Below are 24,253 nucleotides of genomic sequence, written 5' to 3' on the forward strand. Positions count from 1 at the left end.
AGGTAAGTGACTGGGGTGAACGAAGGCAGCCAACACCCAAGCAACTTGAAGTATGACGGGTATATTATTCTGCTGCCATTAAACGACGATATTCATCATAAGCATAAAGATCGGTCATACCGCTGATATAATCCTGCAATAACCGTGCGCGGAAATAATATTCTCTGATCGCCTGTTGCTCGGCAGAAAGATGTTGTAGCCCCTCCACCGCCTCCATGTAAGCCAGCCGATGTTTGGTAGAAAGCTTGTGGAACAACCGCGTTTCGATCGGGAATGCCCGGTGGCTGTCGTCCCGCACCAACTGGCTGAAATCCGCCAGCGACATCGCCAGCAAGGGGCTATAGATATCCAGCAGGCCGCTGATCACCCGGTAGCCTTGCAGTTCAAGCTGCTCCACCTCTGGGTGATTGAACACATGCTTGAAAGCTACGTTTTTAAAGATTTCCAATAACTTATACACCGGGCCAGAATCTTCCAGCAGTGCACCATTAAAGTGGCCGTGAAAAACCGCGTCCAGATTATCGATAAAGCGCTGGGCAGCATGCGGCACCAAACGTGCCACGGTGAATACCCGCAGGTACATAAAGAATTGATCTTCTGAACTTCGGCGCGCGCCGCCGCGATCGATTTTACGGAATGCACTGGCGACGGTTTTATCAAACAGATCCCCAGGAGCAACCTCACCCCATTCCTGCGTTAAATGTTGATACAATTGCTCGACCGTAAAAATGCTTTTTTCCACCGCATCTTCCAGATCGGCAACGCAATAAGAAATATCATCCGCAGCTTCCATAATATAAGTCAGCGGGAAGCGATCGAATTCCCCCATATTCAATTCGCGCCGTAAACGATCGACAAAGGCTTCTTCCGCCAGATAAAACCCCGGTTTTTTCATCAGGTAACTGTGGCTGGCCGGGATGTCGCTCGCCCAATAGGCCGGGCGGGTATATTTCAGGATACAGCCGACCTGCGCATAGGTCAGGTTCAGCTTCAACAGGGTGTATACCAATCGGATCGCCTGAGCATTGCCTTCGAAATGGCTGAGATCCTGACGGATACGGCTGCGCAGCCGGTTAAGATCGCTCTCCCCTTCACGCAGGCGCAGCACATCAACCAGGCAACGTTCATGGCTGCTGGGCTCGCTGCCGCAGTTGGCCGGATCGAGGCGCTGGCGGAACCAGTCGTTAATCGCCGATTCACCGAAATGACCAAAGGGCGGATTACCGATGTCGTGCATCAGGCAGGCCATTTCCACAATGCTTTCAAACGGATCGAGCAGTTTGGTCAGGCCGAGCGTATCAATACGCTGGTCCTGTTTGAAACGGTTGAGGATCTCTTTGGCAATATGCCGCCCCACCTGCTGCACTTCCATCGAATGGGTCAAACGGCTACGCACTGCGGCGTTACGCTCCAGCGGGAACACCTGCGTTTTTTGCTGCAAACGGCGGATCGCCGCCGAATTGACGATGCGCCCGCGATCGCTCTCAAACTGCCGGACAATGTCGTACTCTTCTTCGGCTTCAATCGGCTTGCTGAATGGCCGCTGGAAGCTGATCTTCTGCTTAAAGTCGATCCCGGACATCTGTTTCTCCCAACGTTGAGCATTCCCTCCGTGATAACAATTCCCGGCAGCAGATGCAACGGTATTCTCTCAGAGCCATGATAGACTATGCCGCAATTTCCACACCCTATCAGCGAGTGTTATTTATGAAAGTAGGCATCATCGGCGCCATGGAAGAAGAAGTTACCCTGCTGCGCGCGCAAATTGAAAACCGTCAGACCATTCAACGTGCTGGCTGTGAAATCTATACCGGCCAGATCGGCGGGGTGGATGTCGCACTGCTGAAATCGGGGATCGGTAAAGTCGCGGCGGCATTGGGCACTACGCTGCTGCTGGAACATTGCCAGCCCGATGTGGTGATCAACACCGGTTCCGCCGGTGGCCTGGCATCAACGCTGAAAGTGGGTGATATCGTGATTTCTGAAGAAGTGCGTTATCACGATGCTGACGTCACCGCCTTTGGTTACCAACCGGGCCAGATGGCCGGTTGCCCGCCCGCCTTTGTTGCCAACGACGAACTGATCGCCCTGGCGGAAAGCTGTATTAAACAGCTTGATCTGAATGCCGTGCGCGGCCTGATTTGCAGCGGCGATGCTTTCATCAACGGCGCTGAACCGCTGGCACGCATCCGTGCCACCTTCCCAACCGTTGCCGCAGTTGAAATGGAAGCCGCCGCCGTGGGCCATGTCTGCCACCAGTTCGGCACGCCTTTCGTGGTGGTGCGCGCGATTTCTGACGTGGCCGATCAGGAATCACACATGAGCTTCGACGAGTTCCTGGTCGTAGCCGCCAAGCAGTCGTCACTGATGGTCAACGCCATGCTGCAAACTCTGGCTAAGCGCGGTTAATGTGAAGGCCCTGTTATGGCTGCTGGCATTATGCTTTGCACTGCCAACCAGCGCGGCTCAGCGCGTTATCAGCCTGGCACCCAACACCACAGAACTCGCCTATGCTGCCGGTATGGGCGAAACGCTGGTAGCAGTGAGTGCCTATTCGGATTACCCACCCGCAGCAAAAAAGCTGGAACAGGTGGCTTCCTGGCAAGGCATCAATCTGGAGCGGATACTGGCGCTGAAGCCAGATCTGATCCTCGCCTGGCGCGGCGGTAATCCACAGCGATTGCTGGATCAGCTTGCCTCATTCGGCATCCCGATCTTCTACGCCGATGCCAAAAATATCGACGACATCGCCCAGTCGCTGGATGCGTTGGCACAGTACAGCCCGCATCCAGAGCAGGCGCATCAGGCCGCAGAAAACATTCGCCAGCAAATGACTACGCTGACGGCCCAATATGCCGATAACCAACCAAGGCGCGTATTGTTGCAGTTTGGCACTCAACCGTTGTTCACCGCTTCCGCAGCCACGTTGCAAAGCCAGGTGCTTGCGCTGTGCGGCGCGGAAAATATTTTTGCCGACAGCCGCGTTCCTTGGCCGCAGATCAGCCGCGAACAGGTGCTGACGCGCCAACCGCAGGCGATCGTCATTACCGGTGGCGAAAAGCAGATCGCCAGCGTGAAGGCTTTCTGGGCTCCGCAGTTGGCAGTCCCAATCGTTGCGCTGAATGAAGACTGGTTCAACCGTGCCGGGCCACGCATCATGCTGGCGGCACAAGAGCTCTGTAACCAACTGGCGGAGATCAAATAATGCTGGTTTTTTGGCTGGATATTCTCGGTACGGCGGTGTTTGCCATCTCCGGCGTCTTGCTGGCGGGCAAATTGCGCATGGATCCGTTCGGCGTACTGGTGCTGGGCGTGGTAACTGCGGTGGGCGGAGGAACCATTCGGGATATGGCTCTGGCTAACGGGCCGGTATTCTGGGTGCAAGATCCCACCGATCTGGTGGTGGCAATGGTCACCTGCGTGCTGACGCTGCTGCTGGTGCGCCAGCCGCGTCGCTTGCCGAAATGGATCCTGCCGGTGCTGGATGCGGTCGGGCTGGCGGTATTCGTTGGCATTGGCGTCAATAAAGCGCTGGCTGCTGGCACCAGCCCGCTGGTGGCTGTCTGTATGGGCGTGATTACCGGCGTGGGCGGCGGGATTATCCGCGACGTACTGGCTCGTGAGATCCCGATGATCCTGCGCACCGAGGTCTACGCCACCGCCTGTATTGTGGGCGGGATCGTGCATACCACCGCGTTCTACACTTTCGGCATGCCGCTGCAACAGGCCATGATGCTGGGTATGGCGATCACGCTGGGTATCCGTTTGGCCGCCATTCGCTGGCACCTGAAGTTACCCGCCTTTATCCTCGAAAAGTAATAAAAATCTATGGTCACCCCCGTTTTTGCAACACTGATTTTGATTTATGATGGGCTTGCTTAAATCTATCCGGCGTCACTATGGGCAAGGATGCCCGCGCCACGATGAGTTCCGCGCCTGATAAACCTAAAAAACCCGGCGGCTTCCAAGAGCCATTTTTTATGTTAGGTTTTTCATCAGGCCGTTTGGCCGTTCATGTCATCAATAATCAGTCTTCGCAAAACCAGATGGGTAACTACTTTAATTAGCGTTAAATCTGTCGGTTAAGGCAGGTTTAACGCTACCTTTCGAACACGGTTTGCCCTGTCGTTACTGCCCACGCTATCCGAGCGAGTTTGTTAGCCAACGCGCAAGCAACGACATTGGAATGCTTTCGTGTCAGTTGCTCTCTGACCCAGTCGGCAAGATGTCCTGACTGGGAGTCAATGTGCTGGAGAAAAACCCTGGCACACTGAACAAGCAACTGGCGCAACTTTTTATCACCGCGTTTACTTATCCCCAGTAACGTATTTTTCCCGCCAGTGCTGTGCTGTCGGGGAACTAAACCTGTTGCAGCCGCAAAATCACGGCTGCGAGCATATTGTTTGCCATCCCCCAGGTGAGAGGACAAAACGCTGGCGGTTATAGGACCGATGCCAGGGATGGTCAATAAGCGCTGCCCGGTATCATCACGGCTCAGCTCTTGCTTCAACGCCACTTCCAGTTCTGTGATCTGTTCGACCAGATAAAGGTAATGGGCGTGTAAACGCATAAGCAGTTGTGCCAGATAGGGCGGAAGCTCATTATCTGCCAGTACCGCAGCAAGGCGTTTTATCACTGCAATCCCGACCGGCATGCTGATGCCAAACTCCAGCAAAAAAGCATGCATCTGGTTGGTTGTTTTGACCTTGTCTCTAACCAGCGACTCCCTGACGCGATGTAAAGCTCGCATGGCCTGCTGAGCCTCAGTTCTCGGCTGTACAAACCGCATGGAAGGACGTGAGGCAGCCTCACATATCGCTTCAGCATCGACGAAATCATTCTTGTTGCTCTTAACAAAAGGACGGACAAACTGCGGAGAAATAAGCCTGGCCTCATGGCCTAAGTCTGATATGCGACGAGCCATAAAGTGCGCACCGGCACAGGCCTCCATAACAACAGTCGCAGAGGAACAGCCAGCGAGAAACTCAAATAACTTGGCTCGAGTAAGTTTTTTACGAAGAAGCGCCCTGCCAGACTTATCCTGACAGTGAACATGGAACGAATGCTTGCCGAGAGCGATACCGATGAGTGTAACGTTTTGCATGATGATCCCCTTCAGAAAAAAAACACCCTGTCAGAGTACCGCTCACAGGGTGGGGGTGACCATCTCATTAACCCGCGAACCGTTATGGTTGGCGGGTTTTCTGACAGCGAGGGGATCAGATACTGAATGAAGACCCACAGCCACAGGTGGTTTTAGCATTCGGGTTAGTCACCACAAAGCGTGACCCTTCCAGCCCTTCGGTGTAATCCACCGAACCACCGACCAGATATTGCAGGCTCATCGGATCAACCACCAGCGCAACACCCTGTTTCTCAATGGTCATGTCACCGTCGTTGATCTTGTCATCAAAAGTGAAGCCGTATTGGAATCCGCTGCAACCGCCACCGGTAATGTAAACCCGCAACTTCAGGTTTGGATTTTCTTCGTCAGTAATCAGGAACTTAACCTTACTTGCTGCTGCCTCGGTAAATTGCAGGGGCAGTGCTGTTTCATCACTCATACTCTTTACTCCCAACATTGTTCCACATCAGGTTACTACCATGGCAGCCTGATTAATGCCTTTGATTATCTAATACCTGAGTGTTACGTTCAAGTATTCACCGCATTTGTTGCATTTTATTTGCTTGTTTTCTCTGCCATAACCTATGGCCTGTTGCTCTAATGTGCAGGCCAACAGCGAGGAATACAATAGCTTACCGCCCAGAAACTGAGCAACCTGCGTGACTCCTAACCATAGGTATCTGACTGCGATCGTTTCATAACGCAGCGCTCTCCTCTAGAATAGCGCGGTCAAATCCTTCAAATGAAAATCCAGGAGCCGATTTATGAGCTTACACAGCAAGTCCGAAAATCTGTATGCCCAAGCGCAGCAGTTAATCCCCGGCGGGGTTAACTCTCCGGTGCGTGCATTCACCGGTGTCGGCGGCACACCGCTGTTTATCGAACGCGCTGATGGTGCTTACCTTTTTGATGCCGACGGCAAAGCCTATATCGATTACGTCGGTTCCTGGGGCCCGATGGTGCTGGGGCACAACCATCCGGCGATCCGCAATGCGGTGATCGAAGCGGCACAGCGCGGCCTGAGCTTTGGTGCACCAACTGAAATGGAAGTCAAGATGGCGCAGTTGGTGACCGAACTGGTGCCGACCATGGATATGGTGCGTATGGTGAATTCCGGTACGGAAGCCACCATGAGCGCTATCCGTCTGGCACGCGGCTACACCCACCGTGACAAAATCATCAAGTTCGAAGGCTGCTACCACGGCCATGCCGACTGCCTGCTGGTAAAAGCCGGTTCAGGTGCCCTGACCTTGGGCCAGCCAAACTCACCGGGCGTACCGGCCGATTTCGCCAAGCACACCCTGACCTGCACCTATAACGATCTTGAGTCAGTGCGTAGCGCGTTTGAGCAATACCCAACGGAGATCGCCTGTATCATCGTTGAACCGGTAGCAGGCAACATGAACTGCATCCCGCCACTGCCAGAATTCTTGCCGGGCCTGCGTGCATTGTGTGATCAATACGGCGCACTGCTGATTATCGACGAAGTGATGACCGGGTTCCGCGTTGCGCTGGCGGGGGCACAGAGTTATTACAATGTGGTGCCAGATCTGACCTGCCTGGGCAAAATCATCGGCGGGGGCATGCCGGTCGGGGCTTTCGGTGGGCGTCGTGACGTGATGGCCGCATTGGCACCAACCGGGCCGGTTTATCAGGCGGGAACGCTGTCTGGCAACCCGATTGCCATGGCGGCAGGCTTCGCCTGTCTGACCGAGGTTTCACAGGTAGGCATCCACCAGACGCTGACCGAACTGACCGACAAACTGGCGACAGGCCTGCTGGCAGCAGCAAAAGCCGAAAACATTCCGTTTGTCATCAATCATGTCGGCGGTATGTTCGGCCTGTTCTTTACCGACGCACCAGCCGTCACCCGCTACCAAGACGTGATGCAGTGTGATGTTGAACGCTTCAAGCGCTTCTTCCACTTGATGCTGGATGAAGGGATTTATCTGGCACCGTCGGCATTCGAAGCCGGGTTTATGTCGGTTGCGCACAGCGATGAAGACATTCAGCGCACCGTGGACGCCGCTCGCCGCTGCTTTGCCAAGCTGTAAAACCTTCGCGGGCGCATTCTGCGCCCGCGTTATCCCCGCACGATGGTTTAGACCAGCGTACCGTAGATCGTCAGCAATGCCACCACTACCAGGATAATCATGGTCACCTTCCGCGCCAGCGTTACCGCTGCCCGAGGTGTCTGCACCGGATCGCAGTGCGGATCGCGCGCCAAAGAGAACTGGGCCAAACGCGTCAGCACCTGATATTGCGACGTATAACGATCGCCCAACGATGCAAACCATGCGGGCAACGCTCTTTCACCATGACCGAGTAGCGCGTAGGCCACCCCAGCCAGCCGAACCGGGATCCAATCCAACCAGTGCAGCAGAAAATCGATACCTGCCTGAGAACGCTCCAGCGGCGTCTGGTGCCGCGCCAGCCAGGTTTGATAAGCGCGCAGAAAAGCATACCCTGCCAACGCAATCGGCCCATAGGGCCCGCACACCACAAACCAGAACAGAGGAGCCAAATAATAGCGATAGTTAATCCACAGCAACGCATTTTGCAGCCCACGCAGCCGCTCTTCTTTGCTGCCGCCAACCGGGAGGCCATGGATCAATGCCAGTTCTTCCGCCATCTGATCGCTGGCATGCTCATCGCCCTGACGTGCAGCGCTCAAATAGGCCCGGTAATGCTTACGTTTGATGCCCGCCCCCACACACAACAACCCAATCAGGATCCACAGCAGCAGCACCACTACGCCGAAAAACAGCCCCTTAGCCAGCCACAGAATGCCCCCGATCACCGCCATCCAGATAATGGCCATAGCCAGCGTCTGCGCCAGCGAAACCCGATGCAAGCGCTGAAACACCACCTCAAGGCGATGATCCAACTGCCAGTGCTCACCCAGTTTAAATAGACGTTCCCACGCCAGTACCAGTAACAGCGTAAACAGCGTCATTAGCTAGTCCTCTCCTTTGTTTATCTTTGCTGAACGTATTGTCAGATAACCTTGCACACCGGCGTTTCAACCCCATTGCAACGGCATCAGACATCTCTCCGCAGTGGTACTTGATCCTGCAACAGAGTAGCATGTTCACTTACAAACCTACTGTCCATTCCGGAGTTTTCTATGCCGACACGCCGCTACAGTGCCGACAGTCGCCGTACCGCGCTGCTTGAACGTATTGAAAGTGATATTCCTTACACCGTTGCCCAGGCACTGAGAGAAGATCTGGGTGGCGAAGTAGATGCCGAGCTCGATATTACGGCGCAGTTACTCCCGGCAGATAAGCAGGCTGAAGCCACCATCATTACCCGCGAAACGGGCATTTTCTGTGGCCGCCGCTGGTTGAGTGAAGTGTTTATTCAACTGGGCAATCAGGTGAAAGTAGAATGGCTGGTGGAAGACGGCGATCGTCTGGTACCCAACCAACCCCTGTGCTACCTGAGCGGCCCGGCGCGCATCCTGTTGACCGGGGAACGTACCGCACTGAATTTTGTTCAGACGCTTTCCGGTGTTGCTACCGCTGTCAGCCATTACGTTGAATTGCTTAAAGATACGCAAACCCGCCTGCTGGATACGCGTAAAACGCTGCCAGGCCTGCGTACCGCGCTAAAATATGCCGTTCTATGCGGCGGTGGCAGCAATCATCGCCTGGGCCTGTCTGATGCGTTCCTGATCAAGGAAAACCACATTATTGCCTCGGGTTCGATTAAAAACGCGGTGGAGAAAGCCTTCTGGTTGCACGCCGACGTTCCGGTGGAGGTGGAGGTTGAATCGCTGGACGAACTACAACAGGCGCTGGATGCCGGTGCCGACATCGTGATGCTGGATAATTTCAGCGTTGAGATGATGCGCGCTGCCGTGGCCTTGGCGCAGGGGAGAACGCAGCTTGAGGTTTCCGGTAACGTCACCGCCCAAACACTGCGGGAATACGCCGAAACCGGCGTGGATTACATCTCAGTTGGAGCGTTGACCAAGCACGTCACCGCTCTCGATTTATCAATGCGTTTTAAATAATCCTGGCTCGTGAACCGCCTCTTTGCTACCGCAGAGAGGCGTTTTTTCTCCCCCCTGATTTGCGAAACACCCCGCATTATTTTTCAACCGCACGCAACATAAACACTTTGCGGTGGAAAACCTACGCACAATTGCAATCACCCACTCGCCACCTGCCGCACGGCGCTTTAACGTTGCCTCCACGTTTATTGGGAGGAAACAACAGATGGAAACACAACGCGGCTTTACCTTGGTCGAATTAATGATTGTGATTGCGATTATCGCCATACTGAGCGCTATCGGCATTCCCGCTTATCAGCGCTATATCCAGAAAGCGGCCATGACCGACATGTTGCAGGCCATGACACCTTACAAGATGGCGGTCGAACTCTGCTCACTGGAAAACGGCAGCCCAACCGGCTGTAACGCGGGCAGTAAAGGCATCCCCGCAGGTGCAACATCACGCTATGTCAGTAAAATTGAGGTCAACCAAGGGGCAATCAGCCTGACCGGTACGCAAAGCTTGCAGGGGCTGACCACCACGCTGACACCGGTACAAGACCCTTCCGGCCTGATCCGCTGGACGCGCCAATGCAGCAGTAGTGACAGTAACCTACAGGAAACCTGCCAGGAAGTTTTCCGCTTTGATGATGCGGCTGAGTGAGGGCAGTAGAAATGAGCATCAGCGATGAAATCCACGCGTTGTGCCGCCGCTATCAGGCGCTGGCGCTCAGCGAAGACCCGCAGCAACTGACCATCGCCCTGCACGGTGAGATCCCACCCACCTTGGTGCAAGCGCTGCGTTTTGCCGCTGGCAAAAGCATCGTGGTTGAACAATGGCCTCTCGCTCGCCTGCAACAGGCACAGAATCAGTGGCAATCACCCGATAGCGTACCACCGCAAGAGGCTTTAGAAGAGAGTGCACCTTCGCTTAACGACGACAGTGATACCCCGGTGGTGCAATTTATTAATCAGACCCTACGCAACGCCATCCAGCGGCGGGCCTCTGACATCCACTTTGAGCCTTACCAACAGACGTTCCGCGTCCGGTTAAGGATTGATGGCGTGTTGCAGGCCATTATTCCTCCACCGTTCCCACTGGCCGCGCGCATTACCGCCAGGCTGAAAATTATGGGGCAGTTGGATATCGCGGAGCGCCGTCTGCCGCAGGATGGTCAACTTAGCGTGCAGTTGGACAATGCCAACTTCTCTATGCGCATTTCGACGCTGCCAACACTGTATGGCGAAAAAGTGGTGCTGAGGATCTTGCAAACCGATCGTCAGGAACTGCTTCTCGAACAGCTCGGCATGAACTCGAAAGCGCTTGGGCTGTATGCCAATGCCCTTGCCAGCCCGCAAGGCATGATTCTGGTCACTGGCCCCACCGGCAGTGGCAAAACCGTTACGCTATACAGCGGCCTGCGCCAGTTGAATGATGTACAGAGCAATCTGTGCAGCGTGGAAGATCCCATCGAGATCCCGGTATTCGGTATCAACCAGACCCAGATCAACAGCAAAACCGACCTCGATTTTGCTCGCGTACTGCGGGCGCTGCTGCGCCAGGATCCTGATGTCATCATGATCGGCGAGATCCGTGATAGAGAAACCGCCGAGATCGCCGTAAAAGCGGCACAAACCGGGCACTTGGTACTTTCTACTTTGCATACCAACTCCACCAGCGAAACCCTGACACGCCTGACCCAAATGGGTATTCCTGGTTACTTGCTGGCGGCCTGCCTGAAGCTGATCATCGCTCAGCGGTTGATACGGCGCTTATGCCCGCACTGTCGTTATCCACACAGCGAGCCTCTGCGCTTCCCGACAAACCTGTGGCCTGAACCCTTGATCCCCTGGAATGCCACAGGGTGTGAACATTGCTTTGGTGGTTATTACGGTCGCATTGGCCTTTACGAACTACTGACCATCACGCCTGAAGTGCAAAACGCGCTGTTGCAGAACGCCTCGGCCACTCAACTGGCAAACATCGCGCAACAACAGGGGCAAGTCACGCTGCTGCAAGCCGGTTTAACACTAGCGGCAGAGGGAGTGACCTCTTTGGAAGAGGTGTACCGCGTCGTTGGCGTAGCAACGGATAGCGAGGCGATAACATGAAAACACGCCGCCTGTATCTGTGGCAGGCTATCGATTCTCACGGCGGTATTCGCCAGGGGGAATTGATGGTCGATGATAAAAATCAGGTCTATCAGCAATTACTTGAGCAAGGGCTACAGCCTTATCAGATCAGCGCTGGAAAACGCATCGCACCACGCCTCTGGCGCGGTGAACCGATGATCCAATTTACCCGGCAATTGGCCACGTTGTTACAGGCTGGGCTGCCGCTGGTGAACAGCTTACAACTGCTGGCAAAAGAGCATCAGTCAGCGGCCTGGCGCTGTTTGCTGTTGGAAATCAGTAACAAAGTGGCGCAAGGGCAACCCTTTTCCGAAGTGATTACCGAGCAACAGGCCGTGTTCCCGTTGATCTATCGCCAACTGATTGCTATCGGTGAGTTGACTGGCAATCTTGACCGCTGCTGCCTGCAATTGGCACAACAGCAGGAGGCCCAGCAAAAACTACAGAAAAAAGTAGCGAAAGCCCTGCGCTACCCGTTGTTTATCTGCGTGGTTGCCATACTGGTCAGTATGTTGATGCTGGTTATGGTGCTGCCGGAGTTTGCCAAGGTATACCAATCATTTAATGCACCACTCCCCTGGTTTACCCAAGGGCTGCTGAATCTCTCCGCGCTGCTGATCGGTTCTGGGCCTTATCTGCTGGTGATCCTGGCGTCACTGATAGGGTTTTATCTGCGCTGGCTGCATCCGTTGCCTGATTGGCAACAGCGTGAACAGGCGGCTCTGCTGCGCATTCCGCTGATTTCTTCGCTGATAAAAGGTAACTGTCTTAGCCAAATCTTCCGCATACTCACCATGACCCAACAGGCGGGTCTGACGCTGGTCGAAGGGTTACATGCTGCCACGCTGTCGGTAGGTAATTTGTTTTATCGCCAGGCACTGGAAACTATTCAGCAACAGTTGGCGCAAGGGCATCCTTTCCACAGTGCATTAGCCCACCAGGTGCTGTTCCCTTCCCTATGCCAGCAACTGGTTCGGGTTGGGGAGGAATCCGGCACTCTGGATACTCTTTTAGGGAAACTGGCACTCTGGCATGAACAACAGACTCACGAACTCGCTGATACGCTGGCGCAAACGCTGGAACCCCTATTGATGATGGTGGTAGGCAGCATTGTCGGTGCGCTGGTCATCGCCATGTATTTACCCATTTTCCAACTGGGGAATGTGTTGGGGTAATGCAGAAATAAAAAACCCGGCGTTAACCGGGTTTAAAGAGGGCTGTTGGGGCTTATTTGCTGCCGAAAACGCGATTTTCCTGCTCCGCAACGCGGATAAAGGTTGTACGCTTGGTCAGCTCTTTCAAGCGCTCTGCACCAACATAAGTACAGGCAGAACGCAGGCCACCCAGGATATCGCGCACGGTAAACTCAACCTCACCACGCAGTGGCAACCTGACGGTTTTACCTTCTGCCGCACGGTACCCGGCAACACCACCTACGTGGCGTTTCATCGCAGATTCAGAACTCATGCCATAGAACAGCATGAATTTTTCACCGTTCTCTTCCACTATGGTGCCTTCACATTCATCGTGCCCCGCCAGCATGCCGCCGAGCATCACAAAGTCTGCGCCGCCGCCGAAAGCTTTAGCAACATCGCCCGGCGCGGAACAACCGCCGTCGCTGACAATCTGGCCACCCAGACCGTGTGCCGCATCGGCGCACTCGATCACGGCGGAAAGCTGCGGATAACCCACGCCAGTTTTCACGCGGGTGGTACATACCGAGCCAGGGCCGATCCCCACTTTGATAATATCCGCGCCCGACAGGATCAGTTCTTCCACCATTTCACCGGTGACCACGTTACCGGCACAAATCACATGATTAGGGCAGGCTTCGCGCGCTTTTCGCAGGAAGGCAACAAAGTGCTCGGAGTAGCCGTTGGCTACGTCGATGCAGATAAATTTCAGCGCAGAGGATAAAGCCAGAATCTGCTTCATTTTCACAAAGTCAGCTTCAGAAGTGCCAGTAGACACCATCACATGGCGCAGGGTAGATTCCGGCACGCGCTGCACAAACTCAGCCCATTGTTCAACGGTGTAGTGTTTATGGACAGCAGTGAGGATATCAAAAGATGCCAGAGCCTCAGCCATGCGGAAGGTTCCAACCGTGTCCATATTGGCGGCGATAATCGGCACACCGGACCAGTTCCAACCTGAATGTTTGAAGGTAAACTGGCGTTCCAGTTCAACTTCTGAGCGGCTTTTCAGCGTGGAGCGCTTTGGGCGGATCAACACATCTTTAAAGCCCAACTTCAAATCTTCTTCAATACGCATGACTAATAATTTCCTGGTTTTTGGCGACGGATCGCAGGGGAATATTCGAACCTTATTAATGCCAGTTCCAGTGACGCTATCATACGCACTAATAATCGCTCGGCAAGACTGCGATTTCGCCTTTATTTACGCTACAATCCCATAAATTTACCTATGATATTGCGATGTGATTCCTGCCTCACTTTCTTCGCCCCTTTTCCCCTCTGGCGGAGTGACATCCTGTGATGCAGGGCAAGCCATTCGCGCCAGCTTGCACTTCTGCGCGATCGCTTTATGATTCGTTTATTATTTTTTGGTGAATATCAGGAAGTTTCCCATACCATGGCCTACATTGTTGCATTGACAGGCGGTATCGGCAGCGGCAAGTCGACTATTGCAGAGGCTTTTGCGCGCCTCGGCGTGGCCATCGTTGATGCTGACGTGATCGCCCGTCAGATTGTTGAACCAGAAACCCCGGCATTAGCAGCTATTTCTGCACATTTTGGTAATGAAATGTTGCTGGCTGATGGTTCACTCAACCGTTCGGCCTTGCGCCAGCGTATCTTCAGTCATCCTGACGAAAAAACCTGGCTTAACTGGCTACTGCATCCGCTGATTCACCAGGAAACCCGGCGTCAATTGGCAACGGTCAACGGCCCCTATGCACTTTGGGTTGTGCCGTTACTGGTGGAAAACCATCTGCAGGATCGTGCCGATCGCGTTTTGGTTGTCGATGTTGACCCTGAGACGCAACTCGCCAGAACCATCGCCCGTGACGGCATCAGCCGCCAACAGGCACAGGACATTTTGTCTGCACAGGCTACGCGTGAACAGCGCTTGGCGGTTGCCGACGACATTATTAACAATAGCGGCACAGCTCAGGGAATTGAGCCTTGTGTAGCCGCACTGCATCAACGCTATCTTGAGCTGGCAATGTCAGCAACCCGACAGGATTACACTGAATGAGTGACTCTTCCCTAACCGTTCTCTTTGAACACCCGTTAAATGAAAAAATGCGTACCTGGCTGCGAATCGAGTTTTTACTGCAGCAACTGCATGGCCAAAGCACACTAAGCGAAACCGCTATTGCCCTGACCTTTTTCCGCACCGTCGCCGACCTGTTGGACGTTTTGGAACGTGGCGAAGTCCGTACCGAACTCTTGAAAGAGCTGGAACGCCAACAGCAAAAACTGCTGCAATGGGCCGAAGTCCCGGGCGTAGACATGTCGCGGGTCAACCAGTTGCGCAGCCAGTTGAAAACGCGGGCGGCGTCATTAATGTCTGCCCCGCGTATGGGCCAGGCACTGCGTGAAGATCGCCTGATCAGCCTGGTGCGCCAGCGCCTGAGTATTCCGGGCGGCTGTTGCAGCTTTGATTTACCGACGCTGCACATGTGGATGCACATTGCCCAATATGAACGTGATGCCGACGTTGCCGCCTGGCTGGAAACGTTGGAACCGCTGCATCAGGCACTGACCATGGTGCTGGATCTGGTGCGTCAGGCCGGGGCATTTCGTAACCAGATCAGTTTGAACGGTTTCTTTCAGGACAACGCCGAAGGGGCAGATCTGTTACGCTTGAATATCGATCTGGCTTACCAGCTCTACCCACAGATTTCTGGTCACAAAACCCGTTATGCCATCCGTTTTCTGCCGTTAGACAGCGAGAACGGCATGGTGCCAGAGCGTTTGAACTTTGAGCTGGCCTGCTGTTAAGACATGGCAATAAAACTTTCGCCTCTTGAGGGAAGTAAGGAAGAAATATGACGATCGTAGTGAAGTGCCCCACCTGTAGCAAAGGTGTCGTTTGGGGGGAAGTCAGCCCTTATCGTCCGTTCTGCTGCAAGCGTTGCCAACTGATCGATCTCGGCGAATGGGCCGATGAAGAAAAACGCATTCCGAGTAACGGCGATCTGTCGGAAACGGAAGATTGGAGTGAAGAAGACGATCGATAATCGTCATGATAGTGGCCTGGTACGCCAGGCCGAAAAATCATCACTGTGCCGTACAAGCCTGTGCAATCAGTAGGTTAATGATGCTAGCGTTAGCTTCTGGGAACTCTTCCTCACGGAGATCGGCCTGCTTAACCCAGCGCATCGGCTGGCCTTCACGGCCATAAGGTTCACCCGTCCAACCTTCTACCAAATAAAAATTCAGCGTCACGATCCGATCGGTGAAACGATGCTCCAGCACTTCCAGCAACGCTACCTGATGTGCGTCAATCCCGGTTTCTTCCAGTAACTCACGGCGTAATGCCTGTTCCGGTGTTTCCCCCTGCTCAATCTTGCCACCGGGGAACTCCCAAAAACCCGCCATATGCGAATCGGCCGCGCGACGCGTGATAAAAATTTCCTGCTGTGGGTTACGAATAATACCTACGGCGATGTTCAGGTGCTTCATCGCGTTCTCCCGCTCTTGGCGTATAAAAAAGAGGTTCAGCAAGCTGAACCCCCTATGTTTAGTGACTCATTACTGCCTGCTTACTTTTGTAAACGACCATGGCACTGTTTGTATTTTTTGCCGGAACCGCATGGGCAAGGGTCGTTACGGCCCACTTTACGCTCGGCGATCTCTGGTGCGTTCGGATCTTCAAGAGCCAAGGCGTTTTCTTCCTGATGGCTCAGCTGTTGCTGACGCGCCAGACGTGCGGCGTCTTCACGACGCTGCAACTCCAGAGCTTCAACCTCTTCCGGCATACGTACCTGAACCTTGCTCAGCACGCTGATCACTTCATACTTCAGTGATTCGAGCATGGTGCCAAACATGTTGAAGGACTCACGTTTGTATTCCTGCTTAGGATCTTTTTGCGCATAACCGCGCAGATGGATCCCTTGGCGCAGATAATCCATGGCCGCCAGGTGCTCTTTCCACAGAGAGTCCAGCGTTTGCAACATCACGCCCTTCTCAAAGTTACGCATCATCTCAGCACCGACAACGTCTTCTTTGCGCAGGTAATCTTCCTTCGCTTTCTCCAGAATACGCTCACGCAATGTTTCTTCATGCAGTTGCGGTTCTTTGTCCAGCCATTCGGCGACCGGCATATCCAGATCGAAATCGTTTTTCAGGCGTTCTTCCAGCCCCTTAACATCCCACATTTCTTCCAGCGACTGCGGCGGAATGTAGCTATCAATGGTGGTTTTGAAGACGTCTTCACGGATGCTGTTAATGGTTTCGCTCACGTCTGACACATCCAGCAGTTCGTTACGCTGGCTGTAGATCGCCCGACGTTGATCGTTCGCTACATCGTCATATTCCAGCAGTTGCTTACGAATATCGAAGTTACGGCTTTCAACCTTGCGCTGCGCGTTGGCAATCGCTTTAGTCACCCATGGGTGCTCAATGGCTTCGCCATCTTTCATACCCAATTTACGCATCATGCCGGATACGCGATCCGAGGCAAAAATACGCATCAGCGCATCTTCCATCGACAGATAGAAGCGGGAAGAACCGGCATCCCCCTGACGACCAGAACGACCACGCAGTTGGTTATCGATACGGCGTGATTCATGGCGCTCGGTACCGATAATATGCAAACCACCGGCAGCCAACACCGCATCATGGCGGATTTGCCACGCGTCTTTGATCGCCGCGATCTGCTCTTCGGTCGGCTCTTCCAACTGCGCGATTTCGGACTGCCAGCTGCCGCCCAGCACGATGTCCGTACCACGGCCTGCCATGTTGGTCGCGATGGTCACCGCCGCCGTCTGGCCCGCATTGGCCACGATGTCGGCTTCCATGGCGTGGAATTTGGCGTTCAGCACTTTGTGCTCAATGCCTGCCTTGGTTAACTCGCGAGAAACCACTTCTGATTTTTCGATCGAAATCGTACCAACCAGCACCGGCTGACCGTTAGTGGTACGTTCGCGAATATCTTCAATGATCGCATCGATCTTCTCTTTTTCGGTCATGTAGACCAGATCCGGCATATCTTTACGGATCATTGGGCGGTTAGTCGGCACCACGATAGTATCCAGCTTGTAGATCGAGCTGAATTCAAACGCTTCGGTATCGGCAGTACCGGTCATACCGGCCAATTTCTCATACAGACGGAAGTAGTTCTGGAAAGTAATCGAAGCCAGCGTCTGGTTTTCGTTCTGAATTTCGACGCCTTCTTTGGCTTCCACCGCCTGATGCAAACCATCAGACCAGCGGCGGCCCTGCATGGTACGGCCGGTGTGTTCATCAACAATGATCACTTCGCCGTCTTTAACGATGTAGTCAACGTCGCGGGTGAACAGCACGTGGGCACGCAGCGCGGCGGTAACGTGATGCATCAGCATGATGTTGGTTGGCGAGTACAGCGATTCGCCTTCTTCCATAATGTTGGCACCAACCAGCATCTCTTCGATCAGGATCAGGCCGCGTTCTGTCAGGTGAACCTGACGCGCTTTCTCATCCACCGAGAAGTGACCTTCGCCCTGGAAGCTGTCAGAGTCTTCTTTTTCCTGACGGATCAGTTGTGGGATCAGCTTGTTAACGCGAATATACATCTCTGAGCTGTCTTCGGCAGGGCCGGAGATGATCAGCGGAGTACGCGCTTCATCGATCAGGATGGAGTCAACCTCATCCACCAGCGCATAGTGCAGTTTGCGCTGCACACGCTCTTCCGGGCTGAACGCCATGTTGTCGCGCAGGTAGTCAAAACCGTATTCGTTGTTGGTACCGTAAGTGATATCTGCGGCATAAGCTTCACGCTTGGCCGGAGCTGGCATATTCGGCAGGTTGATACCCACGCTCAGGCCAAGGAATTCGAACAGCGGACGGTTGTTTTCGGCATCACGCTGTGCCAGATAGTCGTTGACGGTAACCACGTGCACACCGCGGCCACTCAGGGCATTCAGGTAAGCAGGCAGGGTCGCCGTCAGGGTTTTACCTTCACCGGTACGCATCTCGGCGATACAACGGTCGTTCAGCACCATGCCGCCCAGCAACTGCACATCGAAGTGACGCATGCCGAACACGCGCTTACTGGCTTCACGCACCACGGCGAACGCTTCCGGGATCAGGCTTTCCAGCACTTCGCCATTCTTCAGGCGCTCACGGAATTCGTTGGTCTTGGCCTGTAATTCGCTGTCGGACAGTTTTTCCATGTCCGGCTCTAGACGGTTGATCGCCTCAACTGATTTACGCATACGGCGCAGGGTACGATCGTTGCTGCTGCCAAAAACTTTGGTCAATAATCTGTTTAACATGATTCTTAATATCTCTTACGCGACGACGTGATATCGGCCGTCAACTCGCTATTGTTTCGTTGGTTTTTTGTTGCCCGAAGGGCAAGAATCAGTTGAGGACGCTGGGCCCGGCGCGGATCCCCTGCACCTGAGCGAGCCAAAGCCCGGCCTGATGCTGCGCCAAAGAAGGAACAACGGGATGGTTGGTATCACGAATGATGGTCGGTGGTTTTGGCTCATGCGTCAGCAACGCATTGAGCGTGGAGAGCAACGCCAATTGCGCCACCTGCAAGGGGGGTTCAACGGCATCGTTCTCAGCTTCCTGCACCCGCGCATAGACTGCCTGCGGGGCAAGAGCAAAAGAGAGGTGACGAATGACGGTACGAAGCGCATGCTGGTGCCAGTAATCAACGCCAAACGTTGGGCGACGATGCACTTCTTGCAGCAACGCCAGGCTGTTGAAGGCGTTACTGGCCGAATTCTGGCGGTTAAGGCTGGACGAGGTGCTCGGCAATGCGGTTTGATCGGACGTGCCGGACAGATTTTGGGGTACGCCAAGCGTGGCCGCAACCATCCCTAACAGGAGATGGGGCCAGAAATAACGTCTGCCAAATTGTCGCCAACGATTTAGAATACCGATCACAAGTTTATAATCCGCCGGAGCCCATTATGCGCGATAGCCGTCCACAATTATTAGATGTCCTGTTCGACGACGCTCTCACAGCAGAGAAAGGGCCGCTGCATAACGTTCAGCAACGCGCCGTGGCGCTACTGAAACTCAATCGTGCAGTGAGAGGCCTGTTGCCTGCTCAGTTGCACCCATGGTGCCGTGTCGCTAACTTCAGACAGGGTGTTTTAGTGCTGGAAACCGCTAATGCCAGTTGGATGATGCGCTTACGCTATGAACAACCCAGCTTGCTATCCGCACTACGAGCGCAAATTCTACCATCATTGTCGTCAATCGACATCAGGATTAATCCAGCCTTGATGGCGAAAGGCAACAACCAGGTGCAAAGTGCGGCCCAAACGACAGAAAATAAGCAACCAAGCGCACCATTACGTCATTTGAGCCAGGAAAGCGCGGATGAATTACGAGGATTAGCGGCACGTAGCCCAGAAAAATTGCGGAAAGTATTAGAACGACTGGCATCGTTGGCAGGAGAGAGAGCCAACGCTACCAGTCGTGATAAATAACAGCAGTATGAGTTTTACGCCAAAACCATGGAAGGAGCTTTGAATGCCAATGGCATTTCTTCTTCATCTTGGAATGTGACGTACTCCCAAGCTTCCTGCTTCGCCAGAACCGCCTGCAACAGTTTATTGTTCAGCGCATGACCCGATTTGTACGCGGTAAACGCGCCAATGATGTTATGGCCGCACATGAACAGGTCACCGATGGCATCCAGCATTTTGTGGCGTACGAATTCATCTTCGAAGCGCAGGCCGTCTTCGTTCAGAACTCGGTAGTCGTCTACCACAATCGCGCAATCGAAACTGCCGCCCAAGGCCAAGCCACGGGATTGCAGGTACTCAATATCACGCATGAAGCCAAAAGTACGCGCACGGCTGATTTGGCGCACGAACGAATCGGCTGAGAAATCAAGGCGATAACGTTGCGTGCTGGCATCAATAGCCGGGTGGTTGAAGTCGATAGTGAAATCCAGGCGGAACCCATTATGTGGTGACAACTCTGCCCACTTATCTCCATCTTCAACGCGCACTGTCTCTTTCAAACGCAGGAATTTCTTCGCTGAATTCAGCTCTTCGATGCCAGCATCCAGCAACAGGAAAACAAACGGGCTGGCACTACCGTCCATGATGGGGATTTCAGCAGCGTCAACTTCAATAATAATGTTGTCGATGCCTAAACCCGCCAGCGCAGCATTGAGATGCTCAACGGTAGAAATACGTACGTCATGCTCATTGACCAGGCAAGTACAGAGCATGGTATCACGCACGGATTTTGCATCAGCCGGGAAATCAACCGGTGGATTCAAGTCAGTGCGACGATAGATGACCCCGGTATTAGCCGGCGCTGGGCGCATTATCAGCGTGACTTTTTTGCCGGTATGCAAACCGACACCAGTCGCCTGAATAATACGTTTTAATGTCCTTTGTTTGATCATCGTTTTATCTCGCAATGTTTATCCATCCTACCGGCCAAGCATACAGCAAGGCCGGCGGGACAGTTTAGCACAAAGAGCGGAGATTCCAAATTTCCAGCTTATTCCTAGTCTGCCTGCTTGCGCAAGAAGGCCGGAATATCCAGATAATCAGGCTCTTTATTCGGCTGCGTGCTCTGATCGTTCACCACTTTAGCAGCAGGTTTAACGTCCTGCGGCAGCGGCGACATACCATGCTGCTGATAACGGTGATCCATCACTGGCTGGCTGGCCTGTTTGTTGGTTACCAGGGTGATTTCAGGACGTTTGTCCATACCAATACCGGTAGCCACTACGGTCACACGCAGTTCGTCGTTCATTTCCGGATCAAGCGAAGTCCCGATCACCACGGTCGCGTTATCAGAAGCGAAAGCACGGATAGTGTTACCCACGGTTTCAAACTCATCCAAACGCAGATCGAAGCCAGCGGTGATGTTGACCAGAACGCCACGGGCGCCGGACAGGTCGATGTCTTCCAGCAGTGGGCTGGAGATCGCCATTTCCGCCGCTTCTTCCGCACGATCTTCACCGCTCGCGACACCTGAGCCCATCATCGCGTAGCCCATTTCGGACATCACGGTGCGCACGTCGGCGAAGTCGACGTTCATCAGGCCCGGACGGGTGATCAGTTCGGCAATCCCCTGCACCGCGCCTTTCAGCACGTCGTTAGCCGCACCAAACGCGTCCAGCAGAGAAATGCCACGGCCCAGAACTTTCAGCAACTTGTCGTTCGGGATAGTGATCAGCGAGTCCACGTGTTTGGACAGCTCAGCGATACCCTGCTCAGCGAACGCCATGCGCTTCTTGCCTTCAAAATTGAACGGCTTGGTCACCACGGCGACGGTCAGGATACCCAGTTCTTTGGCAACTTCAGCCACCACGGGCGCAGCACCGGTGCCGGTACCGCCCCCCATGCCTGCTGCGATAAAGACCATGTCTGCACCTTCCAGGGCTACACGCAGGGCTTCACGGTCTTCTTCCGCCGAATTACGACCCACTTCCGGGTTCGCGCCTGCCCCCAATCCTTTAGTAATACCACTACCAATTTGGATGGTTTGGCCCACTGCCGTTTTACGTAACGCTTGAGCGTCTGTGTTAACGGCAAAGAATTCAACACCTTCAATGCGCTCGCGCACCATGTGTTCAACGGCGTTGCCACCGCCACCGCCGACGCCGATGACTTTAATCACCGCGTCATTGGTTAGTTCCATTGGTTCAAACATAGTTTCTCTCCGTTTTGTGCCTGTCGCTGCGAGATCATAAAAAGATGAATTCAGCATGATCTCTTTGTTGAAACATTAAAACTCTTTTCTCAGCCAGCTATTGATACGTTTAAACCAATTGCCCACCGAGGCGCGTTTTTCTACTTCTGCCTCACCGCTCAGGTGAGATTCTTTTCCATAGTGCAACAGCCCTACCGCAGTGGAGTAATAAGGCTCCTGTGCGTAATCCGTCAGGCCCGTGATGTTCAAGGGTTGGCCGATGCGTACCTGGGTGTGGAATACCCGTTGCGCACAGGCTGCCAAGCCATCAATCTGGGCGGCACCGCCGGTCAGCACAATACCCGCTGCCAGATGATGCTTCACCCCTTGGCTCCGTAGTTGCTCCTGCAATTGCAAAATTTCATCGTTAACCAGATTCAACAGTTCCGTGTAGCGTGGCTCAATCACTTCAGCCAGTGTCTGTCTTTGCAGACTACGTGGCGGGCGTCCTCCGACGCTCGGCACCTCTACGCTCTCATCCTTGCTGACAATCGACCCAAGCGCACAGCCGTGTCGAACTTTAATCGCTTCCGCATCTGCCGGTGGTGTGCCAAAGGCATAGGCGATATCGCTGGTGACCACGTTCCCGGCATAAGGGATGACTTTGGTATGGCGCAGAGCACCGCCGGTATACACCGCGATATCCATGGTACCGCCGCCGATATCCACCACACAAACGCCGAGTTCACGCTCATCTTCGGTCAATACCGCATAACTGGCCGCCAGACCGGCGAAAATCAGTTGATCCACTTTCAGACCACAGCGTTCCACCGCTTTGACAATATTCTTCGCCATATCGTTATGGCAGGTGATCAGATGCACCTTGGCCTGCATACGCACGCCGGATAACCCCACCGGGTTTTTGATGCCTTCCTGATAATCAATGGCATATTCCTGAGGAATCACATGCAGGATGCGGTGTTCATCGCGTACGCGTACCGACTTGGCGGTATGCACCACATTCTCTACATCTTCCTGAGTCACTTCCTCTTCTGAAATAGGAACCATCCCTATTTCGTTCTGACAGCTAATATGTTTACCCGATAATGCGAGATAAACCGAAGAAATCTGACAATCAGCCATCAGTTCGGCCTGATCGATAGCACGCTGAACGCATTTGACTACCGATTCCAGGTCGTTGACACCACCCTTATCCATCCCGCGAGAGGGGCAACTGCCCACCCCGATAATATTGACCATGCCATCGGGCAGAACTTCCCCTACCAATGCGGAAACTTTTGCAGTTCCGATCTCCAGTCCAACTACCAGTTTTCTGTCCGTCGACTTGATCATTGTTGTTTTGCCTGTGCCTGATTCTGTTGCTGATTACTGTTTGGCCGATCGCCTGCTGCCTGTACACCCGCCTGCGGGTCGATAAACGCCTGAGCCCAACCTACCGAAGCACCGGTGTCGTAACGTAAATCGACATAGCTGACACGCCTGTTTTCCGCCTGCGCCTGCTGCTGCAATACCGGATAAAGCCCGATAAAGCGTTGCAGACGCCCCATGCGATCGTCACGTCCCAGCTCCAGCCGAACATCGTTATCCAAAGCCAACTGCCATGAATGGCGGGCAGTCATCGCCGCCATCTTCAACGTATACCTACTGGCCGCCAACATGCTGCTCATCGCGCGGTAACCTTCCAGAACATCCTGCTCGCTGCCCTCCGGGCCATAGAGCAACGGCAATGTCTGTTTGCCTAAGCGTTCTGTCGGTACGCTGAACGACTTCCCTTCAGCATCAACCATGTGCAAATCGTTCCAATGTGCCACCGGGACATACTCCACCAGATGGATCTTCAGCTCATCCGGCCACTGTTTACGCACGCTGGCCTGCTTGATCCAAGGCAGGCGTTCAATCTGCTGCTGGATGATGTCCACATCCTGCGTCATAAAGGTGCCGGGTGCTCCCAGTGCCAGAATCGCCTGGCGAATATCGTCGTTGGTGGTGTAATGGCGTTCACCGGTCACCACCAGCTTCGAGAGCGGCAGGCGGCTGGCATCTTTCATCCAGCCAATCACCGCCCAACCGCCCCACAAAATGGTTCCCAACACCATCAGCAGGAAAATCATGCCTGCCAGCTGAGTGCCATTGCTGCGGCGCGGGCCGTTATCCACCTCGCGATCGCGCGTATTCAGGGCCGCTTGCGACATC

General features: G+C 54.0%; 25 protein-coding genes. 13 read left to right on the forward strand and 12 right to left on the reverse strand.

Annotated features, from left to right (window positions below):
• Nucleotides 1-64: 64 nt before the first annotated feature.
• Nucleotides 65-1,582: a dGTPase gene (gene dgt / locus ACX9GT_RS21085; protein WP_473188560.1), complete on the reverse strand. Its 1,518-nt coding sequence runs from the start codon at nucleotides 1,580-1,582 to the stop codon at nucleotides 65-67.
• A 125-nt stretch (nucleotides 1,583-1,707) separates the two neighbouring features.
• On the opposite strand from dgt, the gene mtnN reads away from it, so the two are divergent.
• The 4 genes from mtnN to ACX9GT_RS21105 all read left to right on the forward strand — a co-directional run bounded on the left by mtnN (nucleotide 1,708) and on the right by ACX9GT_RS21105 (nucleotide 4,067).
• Nucleotides 1,708-2,409 carry a 5'-methylthioadenosine/S-adenosylhomocysteine nucleosidase gene (gene mtnN, locus ACX9GT_RS21090; protein ID WP_473188561.1) on the forward strand — a complete coding sequence of 234 codons (702 nt, stop codon included), beginning with the start codon at nucleotides 1,708-1,710 and terminating at the stop codon, nucleotides 2,407-2,409.
• 1 nt (nucleotide 2,410) lies between these two features.
• Nucleotides 2,411-3,205 carry a vitamin B12 ABC transporter substrate-binding protein BtuF gene (gene btuF, locus ACX9GT_RS21095; RefSeq protein WP_473188562.1) on the forward strand — a complete coding sequence of 265 codons (795 nt, stop codon included), beginning with the start codon at nucleotides 2,411-2,413 and terminating at the stop codon, nucleotides 3,203-3,205.
• The gene (locus ACX9GT_RS21100) at nucleotides 3,205-3,819 is read left to right on the forward strand and encodes a TRIC cation channel family protein (RefSeq protein ID WP_459401320.1); all 615 of its coding nucleotides are present in this window, start codon (nucleotides 3,205-3,207) and stop codon (nucleotides 3,817-3,819) included. The genes btuF and ACX9GT_RS21100 overlap by 1 nt, the downstream gene beginning before the upstream one ends.
• An 80-nt stretch (nucleotides 3,820-3,899) precedes the next feature.
• Nucleotides 3,900-4,067: a hypothetical protein gene (locus ACX9GT_RS21105; RefSeq protein ID WP_473188563.1), complete on the forward strand. Its 168-nt coding sequence runs from the start codon at nucleotides 3,900-3,902 to the stop codon at nucleotides 4,065-4,067.
• Between the two features lie 32 nt (nucleotides 4,068-4,099).
• On the opposite strand, the gene ACX9GT_RS21110 is transcribed toward ACX9GT_RS21105, so the two are convergent.
• A complete protein-coding gene (locus ACX9GT_RS21110) occupies nucleotides 4,100-5,104 on the reverse strand; it encodes an IS110 family RNA-guided transposase (protein WP_473188564.1) in 1,005 nt (334 codons plus the stop codon).
• 115 nt (nucleotides 5,105-5,219) lie between these two features.
• On the reverse strand, nucleotides 5,220-5,564 hold the full coding sequence (erpA, locus tag ACX9GT_RS21115; protein ID WP_473188565.1) for an iron-sulfur cluster insertion protein ErpA: 345 nt from the start codon (nucleotides 5,562-5,564) through the stop codon (nucleotides 5,220-5,222).
• Between the two features lie 325 nt (nucleotides 5,565-5,889).
• On the opposite strand from erpA, the gene hemL reads away from it, so the two are divergent.
• Complete coding sequence (hemL, locus tag ACX9GT_RS21120; RefSeq protein WP_473188566.1) at nucleotides 5,890-7,179, forward strand: glutamate-1-semialdehyde 2,1-aminomutase; 1,290 nt, start codon at nucleotides 5,890-5,892, stop codon at nucleotides 7,177-7,179.
• Between the two features lie 47 nt (nucleotides 7,180-7,226).
• On the opposite strand, the gene ampE is transcribed toward hemL, so the two are convergent.
• Nucleotides 7,227-8,081 carry a beta-lactamase regulator AmpE gene (gene ampE / locus ACX9GT_RS21125; protein WP_473188567.1) on the reverse strand — a complete coding sequence of 285 codons (855 nt, stop codon included), beginning with the start codon at nucleotides 8,079-8,081 and terminating at the stop codon, nucleotides 7,227-7,229.
• 171 nt (nucleotides 8,082-8,252) lie between these two features.
• Here ampE and nadC point away from each other — a divergent pair, with 171 nt between their 5' ends.
• The 4 genes from nadC (at nucleotide 8,253) to hofC (ending at nucleotide 12,430) form a co-directional block, all read left to right on the forward strand.
• Nucleotides 8,253-9,143 (forward strand): carboxylating nicotinate-nucleotide diphosphorylase, encoded by an 891-nt coding sequence (gene nadC / locus ACX9GT_RS21130; RefSeq protein ID WP_473188568.1) that lies wholly within the window; start codon nucleotides 8,253-8,255, stop codon nucleotides 9,141-9,143.
• 205 nt (nucleotides 9,144-9,348) lie between these two features.
• Entirely contained in the window at nucleotides 9,349-9,786 is a 438-nt protein-coding gene (gene ppdD / locus ACX9GT_RS21135) for a prepilin peptidase-dependent pilin (protein ID WP_473188569.1), read from the forward strand.
• Nucleotides 9,787-9,797: 11 nt separating this feature from the next.
• Entirely contained in the window at nucleotides 9,798-11,234 is a 1,437-nt protein-coding gene (gene gspE, locus ACX9GT_RS21140) for a type II secretion system protein GspE (RefSeq protein WP_473188570.1), read from the forward strand.
• The gene (hofC, locus tag ACX9GT_RS21145) at nucleotides 11,231-12,430 is read left to right on the forward strand and encodes a protein transport protein HofC (RefSeq protein WP_473188571.1); all 1,200 of its coding nucleotides are present in this window, start codon (nucleotides 11,231-11,233) and stop codon (nucleotides 12,428-12,430) included. Before gspE ends, hofC begins: the two co-directional genes overlap by 4 nt.
• 52 nt (nucleotides 12,431-12,482) lie before the next feature.
• On the opposite strand, the gene ACX9GT_RS21150 is transcribed toward hofC, so the two are convergent.
• Nucleotides 12,483-13,526 (reverse strand): GMP reductase, encoded by a 1,044-nt coding sequence (locus ACX9GT_RS21150; RefSeq protein ID WP_473188572.1) that lies wholly within the window; start codon nucleotides 13,524-13,526, stop codon nucleotides 12,483-12,485.
• A 321-nt stretch (nucleotides 13,527-13,847) separates the two neighbouring features.
• Between ACX9GT_RS21150 and coaE the strand changes: the two genes are divergently transcribed.
• From coaE to yacG, 3 genes are read left to right on the forward strand one after another with little or no spacing between them, the layout of a single operon-like run.
• Complete coding sequence (gene coaE, locus ACX9GT_RS21155) at nucleotides 13,848-14,471, forward strand: dephospho-CoA kinase (protein ID WP_473191659.1); 624 nt, start codon at nucleotides 13,848-13,850, stop codon at nucleotides 14,469-14,471.
• On the forward strand, nucleotides 14,468-15,220 hold the full coding sequence (gene zapD, locus ACX9GT_RS21160) for a cell division protein ZapD (protein ID WP_473188573.1): 753 nt from the start codon (nucleotides 14,468-14,470) through the stop codon (nucleotides 15,218-15,220). The genes coaE and zapD overlap by 4 nt, the downstream gene beginning before the upstream one ends.
• A gap of 47 nt (nucleotides 15,221-15,267) precedes the next feature.
• Nucleotides 15,268-15,459, forward strand: coding sequence for a DNA gyrase inhibitor YacG (gene yacG / locus ACX9GT_RS21165; RefSeq protein ID WP_473188574.1), 192 nt, complete (start codon nucleotides 15,268-15,270; stop codon nucleotides 15,457-15,459).
• A gap of 40 nt (nucleotides 15,460-15,499) precedes the next feature.
• Here yacG and mutT read toward each other — a convergent pair whose 3' ends face one another.
• The 3 genes from mutT to secM form a co-directional block, all read right to left on the reverse strand.
• The gene (mutT, locus tag ACX9GT_RS21170) at nucleotides 15,500-15,904 is read right to left on the reverse strand and encodes an 8-oxo-dGTP diphosphatase MutT (protein ID WP_473188575.1); all 405 of its coding nucleotides are present in this window, start codon (nucleotides 15,902-15,904) and stop codon (nucleotides 15,500-15,502) included.
• Nucleotides 15,905-15,984: 80 nt separating this feature from the next.
• On the reverse strand, nucleotides 15,985-18,696 hold the full coding sequence (gene secA, locus ACX9GT_RS21175; RefSeq protein WP_473188576.1) for a preprotein translocase subunit SecA: 2,712 nt from the start codon (nucleotides 18,694-18,696) through the stop codon (nucleotides 15,985-15,987).
• An 88-nt stretch (nucleotides 18,697-18,784) separates the two neighbouring features.
• The gene (secM, locus tag ACX9GT_RS21180) at nucleotides 18,785-19,318 is read right to left on the reverse strand and encodes a secA translation cis-regulator SecM (protein ID WP_473188577.1); all 534 of its coding nucleotides are present in this window, start codon (nucleotides 19,316-19,318) and stop codon (nucleotides 18,785-18,787) included.
• Between the two features lie 26 nt (nucleotides 19,319-19,344).
• Here secM and ACX9GT_RS21185 point away from each other — a divergent pair, with 26 nt between their 5' ends.
• On the forward strand, nucleotides 19,345-19,869 hold the full coding sequence (locus tag ACX9GT_RS21185) for a DUF721 domain-containing protein (RefSeq protein ID WP_473188578.1): 525 nt from the start codon (nucleotides 19,345-19,347) through the stop codon (nucleotides 19,867-19,869).
• A gap of 14 nt (nucleotides 19,870-19,883) precedes the next feature.
• On the opposite strand, the gene lpxC is transcribed toward ACX9GT_RS21185, so the two are convergent.
• The 4 genes from lpxC to ftsQ all read right to left on the reverse strand — a co-directional run bounded on the left by lpxC (nucleotide 19,884) and on the right by ftsQ (nucleotide 24,252).
• Nucleotides 19,884-20,801, reverse strand: coding sequence for a UDP-3-O-acyl-N-acetylglucosamine deacetylase (lpxC, locus tag ACX9GT_RS21190; RefSeq protein ID WP_459401305.1), 918 nt, complete (start codon nucleotides 20,799-20,801; stop codon nucleotides 19,884-19,886).
• 104 nt (nucleotides 20,802-20,905) lie between these two features.
• Nucleotides 20,906-22,060 carry a cell division protein FtsZ gene (gene ftsZ, locus ACX9GT_RS21195; protein ID WP_459401304.1) on the reverse strand — a complete coding sequence of 385 codons (1,155 nt, stop codon included), beginning with the start codon at nucleotides 22,058-22,060 and terminating at the stop codon, nucleotides 20,906-20,908.
• Between the two features lie 75 nt (nucleotides 22,061-22,135).
• The gene (gene ftsA / locus ACX9GT_RS21200; protein ID WP_459401303.1) at nucleotides 22,136-23,392 is read right to left on the reverse strand and encodes a cell division protein FtsA; all 1,257 of its coding nucleotides are present in this window, start codon (nucleotides 23,390-23,392) and stop codon (nucleotides 22,136-22,138) included.
• Entirely contained in the window at nucleotides 23,389-24,252 is an 864-nt protein-coding gene (ftsQ, locus tag ACX9GT_RS21205) for a cell division protein FtsQ (protein WP_473188579.1), read from the reverse strand. The genes ftsA and ftsQ overlap by 4 nt, the downstream gene beginning before the upstream one ends.
• Nucleotide 24,253 lies beyond the last annotated feature (1 nt).

The sequence above is a fragment of the Serratia sp. YWN4 genome, assembly GCF_055790845.1.